The sequence below is a fragment of the Flavobacterium sp. genome, from assembly GCF_046296355.1.
GTDB lineage: Bacteria > Bacteroidota > Bacteroidia > Flavobacteriales > Flavobacteriaceae > Flavobacterium.
The window spans coordinates 36,570-50,974 of record NZ_JBKBLM010000005.1 but is presented as its reverse complement, the minus strand read 5'-3'; the positions used below and the strand labels follow the sequence as shown (position 1 = coordinate 50,974).

Sequence of the window (14,405 nt, the reverse complement as noted above, 5' to 3'; positions counted from 1 at the left end):
ATGAAAGCAATGTTTTACAAATCCCCAATCAATAACTTTACTATGATTAAAACAATTTTCACCCTTATTCTTTCCGTTAGTTTTTTGAGTTGTGCTGAAATGCAACAAATCGCTAATCAATTTCCGGAAATCAACCAATCCAATCAATTAGACATCGCTGGTGGTTTAAAAGAAGCACTTAACAATGGTATTTCCAAACAAGTATCAAAATTAACTGCGGTTGATGGTTTTTATAAAAATGAAGCGGTAAAAATTTTAATGCCTGAAGAATTACAAAAAGTGGACAAAGCTTTGCGAAGAGTCGGATTAGGTTCTTTAGCCGATGATGGTATCAAAATGCTAAATCGCGCTGCTGAAGATGCCGTGAAAGAATCGACACCTATTTTTGTCGATGCTGTAAAACAGATGAGTTTCGCTGATGCTAAAAACATTTTGATGGGGAATGAAAGTTCGGCCACTACCTATTTACAAACTACCACTACTTCTCCACTATATGCCAAATTTAATCCAGTGATTAAAAGTTCATTTGCCAAAGTAGGCGCGGATAAAGTTTGGAGTAATATCATTAACAAATACAATGCTATTCCTTTGGTAAAAAAGGTTAATCCTGATTTAACCGATTACACCACCAACAAAGCGCTCGAAGGTGTTTTTAAAATGATTGCTGTGGAAGAAAAAAACATCAGAACCAATATCAATTCAAGAACTTCAACTTTGCTGCAAAAAGTTTTTTCATTGCAAGACAAGAAGCTGTAAGTCGTTTCTAAAATTTTAGAAATCAATAACATAAGTATAACATAATCTTAACACTTGAACTCAGAAACACGACTTATCTTTGTAGTGTAATAAATTGGTTTTTTATTATTTGGTTAGGTTAGTTAAAAAACTGCCGGTGCTTGGGAAAGCATCGGCTATTTTTTTAGACTATTTTTTCGTGGAGTATTTTGAAATAAGCAAATGCCTTAAACAATCGGCTTCCGTACCAAGAAAACATTTCCCCATCGACAAAAACGGTCTTGGCATGATGGGTAAATCGGCCCAATTCAAAAGCGTGTTCATCAGTAAACGGAAAGGGTTCAGAGGACAATAAAACCAAATCAGGATCGCCTTGTATGCGCATTTTTTGGACAATGACTTCAGGATATCTTACTTCGTACTTGGGATGATTATCATAAATATTTTCGAATTTATTCAGTTTCAATAATTCATTAATAAAAGTCTCTCCGCCAGCTACCATGTAAGGATTGGCCCAAATAAAATAAGCGACTTTATTAATCGGTTTGTCTTTGATGAACTGTTGAAAATCGGTTTTTGCAAAATTGATTTTGTCAATCCATTTTTGTGCTTCGGTTCTTTTGTTAAAAAGCTGCCCAAAATCGGCTATCATTTTCAAATTGTCTTCCAAAGTGATGATATCAGTTACCCAAACCGGACAGATTTTAGATAATTCTTCGACTATCTCGGGAGTATTCTCTTCTTTATTGGCAATGATAATATCCGGCTGTAGTAAACGGATTTTTTCGAAATGGACTTTCTTGGTGCCACCGATAATCTTTTTGGTAGATTTAAAATGGAAAGGATGAACACAAAATTTAGTAATGCCAACAATGCTTTCTTCCAAACCCAAGTCATACAAAAGTTCGGTTTGCGATGGAACTAAAGAAACTATTCGCTTTGGCGTTGTTTCAAAAGTGTGGGTTGTTCCGAGTTGGTCTGTGAAAATTTTCAATTGGGATTATAATTTCAAGATGGATTCCATTTCCTGCTGCAATTTTAAGGCTTCTTCCCTAGCCTTTTGGGCAAAATCTGTTCCGTTAGAAGCGTAAATAATGCCACGCGATGAGTTGATTAACAAACCAACTTCTTCATTCATTCCGTATTGACAAACTTCTGAAAGACTTCCGCCTTGCGCGCCAACGCCGGGAACGAGGAAGAAACTATTCGGGACTATTTTACGGATATCTGCAAAATATTCTGCTTTGGTTGCGCCAACAACATACATCAAGTTTTGACTATTCTTCCATGTTTTGGAAGTTTTAATAACTGTTTTGTACAATTCTTCCCCATCAATACTTTTCGTTTGAAAATCAAAAGCGCCTTCATTTGATGTTAGTGCCAACATAATAGTGTGTTTGTTTTCAAAAGCTAAAAACGGTTCAACTGAATCTTTACCCATATAAGGCGCAACAGTTACAGAATCAAAGTTTAAATCTTCCAGAAAAGCTTTGGCATACATGGTTGAAGTATTGCCAATGTCACCGCGTTTTGCATCAGCTATAGTGAAAATTTCGGGATGATTTTCGTTTAGATAATTGATGGTTTTTTGTAATGATTGCCAACCTTTTAAACCATAAGCTTCATAAAAAGCCGTGTTGGGTTTATAGGAAACACACAAATCGTGCGTGGCATCGATAATGGCTTTATTGAATTCGAATATAGGATCTTCCAGTGCTAATAAATGCTGCGGAATTTTAGTTAAATCGACGTCTAAACCAATACAGAGAAAAGATTTTTTTTGGCGGATTTGTTGAACGAGTTGTGTTGTTGTCATTTTTTGATTAGTTGCCTGTCTGCCGACAGGCAGATGGTGCAAAGTTACTAATTGAAATGTGAAAAGTGAAAATTTTATAACAATAGCTTAAAATTATATAACGCCTATCTTTTGTTGCTGAAATATCTTTGTAAAGCTAATAATAAGTAATGCCTTAATTATTGTTGGCTACAAAAAAAGTTGGGGTTAGAGAGAAAAAAAAGCCGTATTTATTTACGGCTTTTTTGATGGAAATATTTTGTTACTTTTATAAACGATAATAAATCCGAATCTATTTATGAAAATCTTTATCAAATTTGACTTTAATGCAGTTTGTCGCAAAGTTTTAGAAGAAAAACTCATCAAGTACGAAATCAAACATCGAATTCTGGGGTTTGGTGAAGTGGAAATTCTTGATAAAACCAACACTAAAACCTTCCAGGAATTCACTGATGAACTCAAAGAATACGGAATCGATATCATTGAAAACCAAAAAACTGTTTTGGTCCAGAAGATGAAAGACACCATAATTGAAATGATTCACAGTCCGGAATTAGTAAATGTCAAAAGCTCTGTTTATCTTGCAGAGAAATTGAGCCATAGTTATGGCTATTTGTCAAATTTGTTTTCTGATGTAACCTATACTTCTATAGAAAATTACATCATCATGCAAAAAATAGAATATGCCAAACAACTCGTTGTCAGCGGACAATTAAGTTTAACTGAAATAGCCTTTAAACTCAATTATTCCAGTGTTGCCCACTTGAGCACTCAATTTAAGAATGTCACAGGGATTACACCCTCGGCTTTCCAAAGGATTATAAACAAGAGAAGAGAGATTGCTAACAAAAAATAATTTATGCAGAAGGACTATATACACATTATTTTGGCGGATGATGATGAAGATGACAGGTTATTTTTCACCGATGCCTTTGAGGAATTAAAGATTAATACCAAAGTAAATACGTTTAATGACGGAGTTGAACTCATGAACTATTTGAACCAACCCGATGCCGTTTTACCCAATGTATTGTTTCTTGATTTAAACATGCCGAGAAAAAACGGAATCGAATGTTTGGACGAAATAAAAAAAGACAATCGATTTGATGATATTGCCATAGCTATATTTTCAACTTCTTCTTCAGAAGAACATGTGGAAGAAACGTTTATCAGAGGTGCCAATATTTATATCAAAAAGCCAAGTGACTTCGCCACGCTTAAAAAAGTATTGTCAGATGTAGTGACCATCAATTGGCAATACCATACTTCGGGATTGAACAAGGACAATTTTTTACTAAGAATATAAAGCCTAAATCATGAAACTAAATGCCTTTTATAAATCCCCAATCTTTCTCAAAAGCATTTTTGTGGTTTCAATTTTTGCCATATTTTTTATTTCCGCAGTTACCTTTAAGCACATCAATTTATTGAATAATTCGTCTAAATGGGTCAATCATTCTTATGATGTCAACCTCGAATTGGAGCGCTTATTTTCCTATTTAAAAGATTCAGAAACCGGTCAACGTGGTTTTTTGATTACCAAAGATTCTACTTTTTTAGAACCCTATATCCACGCCAAAAAGAAAATTGAACATTCGTTAGACCTTGTTAAAAGTTATTCTCAAAATGATCCTGACCAAGAAAATAACCTTAGAAAATTAGAATTCTATATCAATAAAAGACAAAATTACCTTTCGGCAGCATTGCACCTTTCTTTAAACAAATCATTAAATGACACCGAGCTAAAAGAAAAACTATTGGTGGGCAAACATACCATGGACAGTGTTCGCAATCAAATCAATATCATGATTCTTTTAGAGAAAAAAAACCTCAAATCAAGAGAACTGAGTTATAAAGACACCATCAAAGTCACTCCGATTTTTATCTACATTACTTTGCTGATTACCTTAGTCCTAATATCGATTTCCTATATCCGAATCAATCGCGATTTAGAAAAAATGCAAGTATCCAATAACCGTTTAACGGTCCTCAACGAGTCGAGCAATTTGGCGGAAATAGTGGGTAATTTCGGGAGTTGGCAACTTAATATTGACAACGATGAATATACTTTTTCAGACAACGTTTATCGCTTGTTGGGTTGCGAGCCACAATCCTTTAAAAATGGGCAAGATGATTTCCTGAAATATGTGCATCCGGAGGACAAATCCTATTTTGAAGGAATAAATTCAAAACGACTTGAAAATGACAATCTACCGTCTTTTACTTATAGAATCATCAGAAAAGATAAAAAACTGCGATATTTCAGAACAACAGGGCGAATTGTAACCAACAAATCAGGAAACAAGCTTTTAATTGGTACCACTAGTGATGTAACCGAAGAAGTTTTGGCTTCCTTATCATTAGAACAACAAAACATTGAACTGGAAGCCAGTAATAAAGAGCTTTTGGCTTTTAATTATGTGGCCAGTCACGATTTACAAGAACCTTTGCGTAAAATTCAGACCTTTATTTCCCGACTTTCCGATAAGGAATACAACAATCTATCCGATAACGGTAAGGAATACATCACCCGAATTCATTCTTCAGTTGACCGAATGAGAATTTTGATTGACGATTTGCTTCAATATTCAAGAGCCAATAAAACCGAAAAAGTATTTGAAAAAGTTAGCCTCAATGAACTGTTAGAAAATGCCAAATTTGATTTAGCCCAATCTATAGAAGAAAAAAATGCAGTTATTCGTAGTGGAGAATTGCCTAAAATGACGGTAATTCCGTTTCAAATTCAACAATTGTTCATCAATTTAATTGGAAACTCATTAAAATACAGCAAGGAAAATGTAGTGCCTGAAATTAAAATATCTTGTAAAAAAGTAACTGCTTTTGAAGAAGATTTGATTCCGAAGAATACCAAAGACAAATTTTACAAAATTACTTTTGAAGACAATGGTATTGGCTTCGAACAAGAATATGCCGAAAAAATATTCATCCTTTTTAACCGATTGCACAACAAAAATGAATATGCAGGAACCGGTATCGGATTGGCCATTTGTAAAAAAATTGTTGAAAATCACAAAGGCTATATTTTTGCCAAAGGAAAGCCTTATGAAGGCTCAATCTTTACCATATATCTTTCGGAAGATTGCTAAGACCATTCAACTTCAAAAAAATGAATTCTGTGTTTCTCGCAGGATTTTTTTGTTTAATGGAAATTCTGTAACAATTTGAAAAATTGTTGTAACGCAAAACCTTTACAATCAACAGAAATTTGTAATGGCTTTAATCACTACTAATTGCCCAAGATTGATAAAACCAAATTAACCTATAAACACAATATCATGCAAAATATATTATACACTGTAGCCGTAGTTCTAATTATACTGTGGTTCTTTGGATTCCTTGTTTTTAATGTAGGTTCCATAATTCACATACTGTTATTAGTAGCAGTAATAGCCATTTTACTAAGAATCATAAAAGGAGAAGAAATATAGAGCATCTCAACACTTTACAATCATTTTGATACTAATTGAAATAATCTAAACTAAGATTTGGGACAAGTTACTTTGAGAATTGCTTATGGATATATGTTCTAAATTTGATAAGCACAAAAAAAGGCTAACATATACTGTTAGCCCTTTTTTTTAGAAAACTTCGCTTTCTTTTAGTTTCTCCATATTGTTAACTAATTGGAGTTCGTCAACAAATTTTTGAATTTTCCCGTTCATCACGCCATCCATATCAAAAACGTCTAAACCAATTCTGTGGTCAGTTACACGACCTTGCGCATAATTATATGTTCTTATTTTAGCGGAACGGTCACCCGAACTTACTTGAGAAGTACGTTTTGTAGCGTCTTCTGCTTGTTTTTTGGCTAATTCTTGTTCATATAAGCGAGAGCGCAATACTTCCAAGGCCTTGTCTTTATTCTTATGTTGTGATTTTTGATCTTGACATTGGGCCACCAATCCCGAAGGAATGTGTGTTAAACGAACCGCAGATTTAGTAGTATTTACGGATTGTCCACCTGGTCCAGACGAACAGAAAAAATCTACGCGAACATCGTTCATATCAATTTGTACGTCAAACTCTTCTGCTTCCGGTAAAACCATTACGGTTGCTGCTGAAGTGTGTACTCTACCTTGGGTTTCCGTTTGTGGCACACGTTGTACACGGTGAACACCGGCTTCAAATTTCAAAGTGCCGTAAACATCTTCTCCGGTTACTTCAAAAATTACCTCTTTAAAACCTCCCGAAGTTCCTTCGTTCATATCCACTACAGAAGTTCTCCAACCACGAGATTCACAATATTTGGTATACATTCTGTATAAATCTCCGGCAAAAATAGACGCTTCATCACCACCGGTTCCGGCACGGATTTCAACCATCACATTTTTGGCATCTTCGGCATCTTTTGGAATCAACATGAATTTGATTTCCTCTTCCAATTCAGGCAAACGCTCTTTGGCTTCGTCCAATTGCATTTTGGCCATTTCAACCATTTCAGCATCTGAACCATCAGCAATAATTTCGTTGGCTTCTTTGATATTGGCGTCAAGGGTAACATATTCATCACGTTTTTCCATCAACGCTTTCAATCCTTTGTATTCTTGATTTAACTGTACATAACGTTTTTGGTCGGAGATAACATCAGGCTGGATAATCAAGTCTGATACTTCGTCGAAACGTTGCTTTACATATTGTAATCTCTCTAACATGTGTTTGTCTTTCTATTTTGGAGTGCAAAAATACTAAAAAAAGTGTTCAGTTGGCAGTGTTCAGTTGGCAGATTTTTTATAGTATTGTATTGTTATAAAAAAACTACCACAATGAAAACCTTAATCACGATAGTAACCGTTTTGTTATTTGTTTCCTGCCAAAATAAATCGGCTAATAAATTTGAAAAGTTAGAAAAAATGAACTGGCTCGTTGGCCAATGGGAAAACAAGACTCCGGAAGGTCTTTTGACCGAAACTTGGACTAAAGAGAACGACAGTACTTTTTCGGGCCAAACTTATTTTATTAAAAATGAAAAAGATACAGTGCATTCAGAAAGTATCGTTTTAACCCAATCAAAAGACGAACTGATATACAGACCAACTGTAAAAGGTCAAAACAATGACGAGCCGGTAGATTTCAAATTAACAACAGAAGTGGAATATAGTTTTACTTTTGAAAATCCGAAACATGATTATCCTCAAAAAATAACTTATAAAAAAGTCAATGACAAAGCATTGGTTGCGACCATTTCGGGTAACCAACAAGGGAAACAAAGCTCAGAAAGTTACCCGATGAGTAAAAAATAACACTTTAATTCTTATTAAACAGAAAGCTTCACCTTCTCGGTGGGGCTTTTTTTGATTTGTAAATAATAGTATTTCAATCAATTAAAAATATTATTTATATTTAATCTAAATAAACTTTTTTTATTCATTTCTCGTATTTATATTTGCATCGTTATTTTTAATTATTCTAAATAAATGAACAAATATATCTCAATTCTCGCCTTAACACTAACTACTAGTGCCATTGGTTTTTCCCAAGAGACCAATAATAATTTTCAAGAAGAACTTTATGCAGTGAACGATACTGTAAAAAATAAAAAAGGTGAAGTCCTTCAAGAAGTAATTATTATCTCTCAACAACAAAAAACGATTGTAAAAGGAGGTAAAACCAATATCAAACCGCTTGACTTGCCTCAAGCCACTTTTGTAATTGGTAAAGAAACTATCAAACAACAACAAATTCTAAGATTGTCTGACGCTTTAAAAAATGCCAATGGCGTCTATGTTTCCGGCGCGAGTAATGCTTCAGGAAATAACCAAGAAGAATTAGGCTCAAGAGGTTTTACCTTCAGTGGTGGAAACACTTTTAAAAATGGCATCCGTTTCAACGGGTCATTAATTCCTGAGACCAGTTCGTTAGAAAGCATTGAAATCCTAAAAGGAAGTGCAGCACTTTTATACGGAAACGTTGCTCCGGGCGGAATTTTAAACCTTATCACCAAAAAACCAAGATTTGATAATGGTGGCGAATTGAGTTTCAGAGGAACGGAATACAATTTCTTTAAACCTACCGTTGACGTTTACGGCGCTGTAAATAACAGCAATACTGTCGCTTACCGCTTTATCAGCAGCTACGAACAAGGCAATAGTTTTAGAGATAATGTTCAAACACAGCGCATTTATTTCAATCCATCTTTCCTGTTTGATATCTCCGCAAAGACCAATATCTTGATTGAGGCCGATTATACCAAAGACAACAGAACACCTGATTTTGGTTTGGCCGCCATTGATTATAAAGTAGTTGAATTGCCCATAAACTCTTTCCTAGGTTTCAACTGGGGAAGATTTGATTCAGAACAAACAGGTTTTACATCAACCATTAATCATGATTTGAATAAAAATTGGCAATTAAAAGGTATCTTTTCGTACCAAGGTTACAGCACTAATTTATTGTCGAGTTTGAGACCAAATGCCGGAATTAACGACCCTAACAATCCAAACAATAATCTAGTACGAACTAATGGAGATTGGATTCGAGGTGTTCAAAAAGCCGATACAGAGCAAGATTACAGTTTGGTTGAATTCGATTTGAATGGAAAATTCAATACAGGAAAAATAAAGCATACTTTACTGGTTGGTGCCGATGCAGACCAAAGCAATACCGCTACTTTGGCTTATAAAAACATCAATTATTACGACAAAATAAACATCTATAATCCGAGTGTTATTCTTGAAAAAAATTCAATTTATGACAACACCATTGTGCCTACAATGGATAAAAACACTAATGCCGATGCCAATGTAAAAAGAGCCGGAGTTTATTTTCAAGACTTAATCGAAATGCATACAAAATTCAAAGTATTGGCCGGTTTGCGTTACAGCTATTTGGAAAGTACCAACAACACTTTGACTTTTAGTATCAACACTAATGCTGAAACCACAACAAACGATAATATAATCTCACCAAAAATTGGTTTTGTATTCCAACCTACCACAAACAACTCCATTTTTGCCAGCTATTCTGACTCATTTGTGTTGAATACCGGAACCGACAGAAACTTAAATGCTTTACCACATTCAACTATCAACCAATACGAAGTTGGGGTTAAAAATGAATTCTTCAAAGGTCATTTGGTAGCCAATTTGACTACTTACTTAATTGACTTTAGCAATTTGGCCCAAACCGATTTCTCCAACGGAAATACCAACACCAACATCAAAGAATTGGCCGGAGCTTACCAAAGTAAAGGAGTTGAATTAGATATTACAGGTCATCACAAAGGATTAAGATTGATTGCCGGTTATAGTTTTAATGAAACCAAATACACTAAGAGTAATATTTATAACACTGGAACTTATTTAAGATTTTCTCCAAAACACACAGCCAATGCGAGTGCTTTCTACACCTTTGAAAATACTAAGTTAAAAGGATTAGAATTAGGTTTACAATCTACTTTCATCGGAGAACGTTTAGGCGGAAGATTAAGACCAAATAACGCTTCTACTGCAGCAGAAATGGCCAGAAAACCAATACCGGTAGAAGGTTTTTTACAATTTGATGCATCCGTTAGTTATTCAATAAAAAATTTCGCTATCAGAGCCAGATTATCCAATTTAGTAAATGTAGTGAATTATTATGTTTACGATGACAATACCGTAACCCCGATTGCTCCAAGAATGCTAACCACTACTTTGTCTTATAAATTCTAAAAAATGAAGCAAGCCTCCATCAGAAATTTGCACCGTGACTTAGGATATTTTTACATTGGGTTAATCATTTCGTTTGCCTTTTCGGGCATCATGATGAACCACAGAGACCATTGGCATCCCGAAAAATATACAGTCGAGACCAAAGCCATCGAAGTAAAATTGCCGACTGAAGATAAAATCAACGAGCCGTTTGCAGATTCTTTAGGGAAAGCTTTAGGCATTGAGGATAAAATTCGCCGTCATAATGTAAAAGAAGGGAAGTTTAAAATTTCTTTCGAAAAACACGATGTCGAAATTGATATGGCTACCGGCAAAGGAGAAATTGTTTCCTTTCAAAAAACACCACTCATCAGTCACATGATGAAGCTGCACAAAAACACTTCCAATTGGTGGATTTATTACTCTGATATTTTTGGAATATCACTTATCACTATAGCTATCACGGGTGCGATTATGATTCCGGCCGGAAAGTTTACCTTTAAACGTAGGGGTTGGAAATTGGCCGTAGCCGGATTAATTTTCCCTTTATTGTTTCTGTTTTTGTTTGGTTAATTTGAAACGAAAAAGCTCCCAAATATGGGAGCTTTTTTATTTTACATCGAATAGTTTTTGAACATATAAATCCAAATCATCCGCGAAAGCCTAATGTTGAAACAACTTAATGCAATAATTACTACACCAATAATCGGGATGATTCTCAAATCGAAAGTTTCTTCAAAAAATGGACTCGCAATTAAATAGGTAATGATGCCTTGTCCGACTGTTAGTCCGTAATTGACAAACATGGCTCCAAAAAAATAACCCGGTTCTTTTTCGAACTTGAAATTACAATGACTGCAATGTTCGTTCATCTTTGGAAACCCAAAACTAAAGAAGAAACTCTTATCGGCAAATACTTTACCCTTGTGACAGTTGGGACATTCGTTGCGGAAAATATGGTATAAACTACTTAACATGGGCAATTTTTCTGCAAAGATAAACACTGAAAGACCAAACAAAAAATAAAACCCGCTCATTGCTGAACGGGTTTTTCTATTTTCTATATTCAATTCTCTATTTTCTTTCGGGAATACTAGCCAAGATTTCCAAGAAAAACTTCCAAAACTTTTGAGAAGATTTAATCGAAGCTCTTTCGTCCGGACTGTGTGCACCGTGAATGGTTGGTCCAAAAGAAATCATATCCATACCCGGATAATTCGTTCCTAAAATACCGCATTCCAATCCGGCGTGACAAGCGACTACATTCGGTTTGGCGCCGTTTTGTTTCTCATAAATATTAACTAAAACGTCTAATATCTCAGAATTCACATTCGGTGTCCAACCCGGATAGCTACCGCCAAATTCAACTTCGCAACCAAACAATTCATACGCCGAACGCAAACCATTGGCCAAATCCATTTTAGAAGTTTCCACTGAGGAACGTGTTAAATTTTGGATTGAAATCTCGCCGTCTTTTACAATCACACGAGCAATATTATTGGAGGTTTCTACCAAGTCTTCCATATCGGCAGACATACGGTAAACGCCATTGTGCGCGGCATAAATCGAACGCAACAAACCTTCCTGAACACCTAAATCCATTACTTTCGAAGGCAAATCGCTTTTTACAATTTCAATCTCCAGCTTCGGCTCCATCGTTTTGTACTCGGTTTTGATATCGGTAATGATTTCCTGCATGTCGAACACAAACGCTTCGTCATACATTCCGGCCACAATTACTTTAGCAACACTTTCACGCGGAATTGCATTGCGCAAACTTCCACCGCTGATTTCGGCTATTTGCAAACCAAAATTTTCAAAACCGTCGAATAACAAACGATTCATGATTTTGTTGGCATTTCCTAAACCTTTGTTGATGTCCATTCCAGAGTGTCCGCCATTCAAACCTTTTACAGTAATGGTATAACCCACAGAACCTTCAGGTGTTTCTTCTTCAGTATAACTTCTGGTAGCAGTAACATCGATTCCACCGGCACAACCAATATCAATTTCATCGTCTTCTTCTGTATCTAAATTCAAAAGGATTTCTCCTTTTAAAATACCGCCTTTTAAGTTCAAAGCTCCGGTCATTCCGGTTTCTTCATCAATCGTAAAAAGTGCGTCAATCGCAGGATGCGGAATGTCTTTGCTTTCCAAAACCGCCATAATGGCCGCAACACCTAAACCGTTATCTGCGCCTAAAGTTGTTCCTTTGGCACGAACCCAGTCACCATCAACATACATGTCAATGCCTTGGGTTAAAAAGTCGAAATCGGTGTCGTTATTTTTTTGATGCACCATATCCAAATGTCCTTGCAAGACAATGGTTTTGCGGTTTTCCATACCCGGAGTAGCCGGTTTGCGTATGATTACATTTCGAATATCGTCTTCAAAAGTTTCCAATCCCAAACTATTTCCGAAGTTTTTCATGAATTCAATCACACGTTCCTCTTTTTTAGACGGTCGAGGCACCGCATTTAAATCGGCAAACTTGTTCCAAAGTGCTTTGGGTTCAAGGTTTCTAATTTCTTGGCTCATTTTTTTTAAAGTTGCTAAGTTACTGAGTTTCCATGTTGCTGAGTTTTGTATGGTCAACAGCCGATAAATAACTAAGTTATTCAGCGACTCAGCGACTCAGTCACTCAGCTTGGCAAAGTTACAAAGTTTAACTACTTTAGAAATTGATTTGTGATTATATTTACATTTTAAAAATTGATCTTGAAACGCAAATACATCCTTCCCTTATTTTTATTAATTCAGATAGTATTTCTGAAAATCCTTGCCTTTTTTCCTGAAACGGTGGAACGTTTATACAGTAACGGATTGTACGTTTGGATTTCTCATTTTTCCCGAACTATATTAGGCAAAGTTCCTTTTTCTGTAGGCGATATTATCTACGGAATCACTATTATCTATTGCATTTACTGGTTCTTCAAGAACCGAAAATTGAATTGGAAAGACAAGATTTGGGCTTCCTTAAGTTTTATCTCTGTGGCTTATTTTATGTTCCATTTCCTTTGGGCATTTAATTATTACCGTGAGCCCCTTTTCGAAAAAATGAGGATCAAAAGGGAATACACCGAAAAAGAATTAATAGCCTTTACCAAAAAACTGATTGTCAAAACCAACGAAGTACAATTTGCGATAACCAAAGATAAAACTAAGAAAGTAGTCAATCCATATTCGCAAGACAGTATTTTTAAACTGACACAAAAGGGTTATGATAATTTGGCCAAACAATATCCGATTTTCATCTATGAAATTCCCAGTCGAAAAAAATCGTTAATCAGTTTGCCACTGACCTACATGGGATTTGGTGGTTATTTGAATCCATTTACTAATGAAGCCCAAGTCAATGACAAATTACCAATGTATGGATTTCCGAATGTCGTTTGCCACGAAATGGCTCACCAAATAGGTTTTGGCAGCGAAAGTGAATGCAACTTTATCGGCTTCATGGCTGGTGTCAAAAACGAGGATTTGTATTTTCAATATTCAGCTTTGTCTAATGCTTTACGTTATTGTATGACGAATATCGGAATGAAAAACGAAAAGGAATTCAACCGCTTAAAAGTCAAAATCAACTCAGGAATTTTAGAAAACTACAAAGAGAGCGAAGAGTTTTGGGAACAGTACGACACCATTATTGACAGAGCCTTTCATGCTTTTTACGACCAATACTTAAAGTCAAACCAACAGGAAGACGGCATTGACAGCTACAGTAAGTTTGTGGATTTACTCATCAATTACTATAAAGACAAGGAAATAAAATAACAAAGCATTATTAAATAAAAAAACCACCTAATGAGGTGGTTTGTCTTTTAATCATAAAAGGATTTTGCTTCGCAACATCCTTCAAAGCTCCGCTTTGAAAATCAAAATCCCGAAAATTAAAATCAGAATAAATTCTATTTTAATTTTCGGGATTTGATTTATTCGTGATCCCAGAAGGATTCGAACCTTCGACCTACTGCTTAGAAGGCAGTTGCTCTATCCAGCTGAGCTATGGAACCATGCTTAAAAATGTCTTTTACAATTGTCGGGGTGGCAGGATTCGAACCTGCGGCCTCCTGCTCCCAAAGCAGGCGCGATAACCGGGCTACGCTACACCCCGAAAAGCGGAGAGACAGGGACTCGAACCCTGGCGACGGTTACCCGTCGACAGATTAGCAATCTGCTCCATTACCGCTCTGGCACCTCTCCTAATTCGTCAATTTGTAAAAGAA

At 35.7% G+C, this 14,405-nt stretch carries 14 protein-coding genes and 3 tRNA genes; 9 read left to right on the top strand and 8 right to left on the bottom strand.

Annotated features, from left to right (window positions below):
- The first annotated feature begins 42 nt into the window (after nucleotides 1–42).
- Nucleotides 43–756: a DUF4197 domain-containing protein gene (locus tag ACK4HO_RS04315; protein WP_409663059.1), complete on the top strand. Its 714-nt coding sequence runs from the start codon at nucleotides 43–45 to the stop codon at nucleotides 754–756.
- Nucleotides 757–919: 163 nt separating this feature from the next.
- On the opposite strand, the gene ACK4HO_RS04310 is transcribed toward ACK4HO_RS04315, so the two are convergent.
- Together ACK4HO_RS04310 and pyrF are read right to left on the bottom strand one after the other, a co-directional pair.
- On the bottom strand, nucleotides 920–1,729 hold the full coding sequence (locus ACK4HO_RS04310; protein ID WP_409663056.1) for an ABC transporter substrate-binding protein: 810 nt from the start codon (nucleotides 1,727–1,729) through the stop codon (nucleotides 920–922).
- A gap of 6 nt (nucleotides 1,730–1,735) precedes the next feature.
- The gene (gene pyrF / locus ACK4HO_RS04305) at nucleotides 1,736–2,551 is read right to left on the bottom strand and encodes an orotidine-5'-phosphate decarboxylase (protein WP_409663053.1); all 816 of its coding nucleotides are present in this window, start codon (nucleotides 2,549–2,551) and stop codon (nucleotides 1,736–1,738) included.
- 277 nt (nucleotides 2,552–2,828) lie between these two features.
- Between pyrF and ACK4HO_RS04300 the strand changes: the two genes are divergently transcribed.
- From ACK4HO_RS04300 to ACK4HO_RS04285, 4 genes are all read left to right on the top strand, one after another.
- On the top strand, nucleotides 2,829–3,386 hold the full coding sequence (locus ACK4HO_RS04300) for a helix-turn-helix domain-containing protein (protein WP_409663050.1): 558 nt from the start codon (nucleotides 2,829–2,831) through the stop codon (nucleotides 3,384–3,386).
- 3 nt (nucleotides 3,387–3,389) lie between these two features.
- A complete protein-coding gene (locus tag ACK4HO_RS04295; RefSeq protein WP_409663048.1) occupies nucleotides 3,390–3,836 on the top strand; it encodes a response regulator in 447 nt (148 codons plus the stop codon).
- Nucleotides 3,837–3,846: 10 nt separating this feature from the next.
- Nucleotides 3,847–5,637 carry a CHASE3 domain-containing protein gene (locus tag ACK4HO_RS04290; RefSeq protein ID WP_409663045.1) on the top strand — a complete coding sequence of 597 codons (1,791 nt, stop codon included), beginning with the start codon at nucleotides 3,847–3,849 and terminating at the stop codon, nucleotides 5,635–5,637.
- A gap of 189 nt (nucleotides 5,638–5,826) precedes the next feature.
- Nucleotides 5,827–5,979, top strand: coding sequence for a lmo0937 family membrane protein (locus ACK4HO_RS04285; protein WP_409663042.1), 153 nt, complete (start codon nucleotides 5,827–5,829; stop codon nucleotides 5,977–5,979).
- A gap of 150 nt (nucleotides 5,980–6,129) precedes the next feature.
- Here the strand turns inward: ACK4HO_RS04285 and prfA are convergent, their stop codons facing one another.
- The gene (gene prfA, locus ACK4HO_RS04280) at nucleotides 6,130–7,203 is read right to left on the bottom strand and encodes a peptide chain release factor 1 (protein ID WP_409663040.1); all 1,074 of its coding nucleotides are present in this window, start codon (nucleotides 7,201–7,203) and stop codon (nucleotides 6,130–6,132) included.
- A 111-nt stretch (nucleotides 7,204–7,314) separates the two neighbouring features.
- Between prfA and ACK4HO_RS04275 the strand changes: the two genes are divergently transcribed.
- From ACK4HO_RS04275 to ACK4HO_RS04265, 3 genes are all read left to right on the top strand, one after another.
- Nucleotides 7,315–7,791, top strand: a complete 477-nt coding sequence (locus ACK4HO_RS04275; protein ID WP_409663037.1) for a DUF6265 family protein — start codon at nucleotides 7,315–7,317, stop codon at nucleotides 7,789–7,791.
- 174 nt (nucleotides 7,792–7,965) lie between these two features.
- Nucleotides 7,966–10,200: a TonB-dependent siderophore receptor gene (locus ACK4HO_RS04270; protein ID WP_409663034.1), complete on the top strand. Its 2,235-nt coding sequence runs from the start codon at nucleotides 7,966–7,968 to the stop codon at nucleotides 10,198–10,200.
- A 3-nt stretch (nucleotides 10,201–10,203) separates the two neighbouring features.
- On the top strand, nucleotides 10,204–10,752 hold the full coding sequence (locus ACK4HO_RS04265) for a PepSY-associated TM helix domain-containing protein (RefSeq protein ID WP_409663031.1): 549 nt from the start codon (nucleotides 10,204–10,206) through the stop codon (nucleotides 10,750–10,752).
- A 41-nt stretch (nucleotides 10,753–10,793) separates the two neighbouring features.
- Here ACK4HO_RS04265 and ACK4HO_RS04260 read toward each other — a convergent pair whose 3' ends face one another.
- Both ACK4HO_RS04260 and ACK4HO_RS04255 read right to left on the bottom strand, forming a co-directional pair.
- On the bottom strand, nucleotides 10,794–11,216 hold the full coding sequence (locus ACK4HO_RS04260; RefSeq protein WP_409663028.1) for a DUF983 domain-containing protein: 423 nt from the start codon (nucleotides 11,214–11,216) through the stop codon (nucleotides 10,794–10,796).
- A 37-nt stretch (nucleotides 11,217–11,253) separates the two neighbouring features.
- The gene (locus ACK4HO_RS04255) at nucleotides 11,254–12,717 is read right to left on the bottom strand and encodes an aminoacyl-histidine dipeptidase (RefSeq protein WP_409663025.1); all 1,464 of its coding nucleotides are present in this window, start codon (nucleotides 12,715–12,717) and stop codon (nucleotides 11,254–11,256) included.
- Nucleotides 12,718–12,897: 180 nt separating this feature from the next.
- On the opposite strand from ACK4HO_RS04255, the gene ACK4HO_RS04250 reads away from it, so the two are divergent.
- Entirely contained in the window at nucleotides 12,898–13,953 is a 1,056-nt protein-coding gene (locus ACK4HO_RS04250) for a DUF3810 domain-containing protein (RefSeq protein ID WP_409663022.1), read from the top strand.
- Nucleotides 13,954–14,118: 165 nt separating this feature from the next.
- Here ACK4HO_RS04250 and ACK4HO_RS04245 read toward each other — a convergent pair.
- The 3 genes from ACK4HO_RS04245 to ACK4HO_RS04235 all read right to left on the bottom strand — a co-directional run bounded on the left by ACK4HO_RS04245 (nucleotide 14,119) and on the right by ACK4HO_RS04235 (nucleotide 14,382).
- A tRNA-Arg gene (locus ACK4HO_RS04245) sits at nucleotides 14,119–14,192 on the bottom strand.
- A 26-nt stretch (nucleotides 14,193–14,218) separates the two neighbouring features.
- Nucleotides 14,219–14,293: transfer RNA gene (locus ACK4HO_RS04240), tRNA-Pro, on the bottom strand.
- Nucleotides 14,294–14,298: 5 nt separating this feature from the next.
- Nucleotides 14,299–14,382: transfer RNA gene (locus ACK4HO_RS04235), tRNA-Ser, on the bottom strand.
- Between the last annotated feature and the right edge of the window lie 23 nt (nucleotides 14,383–14,405).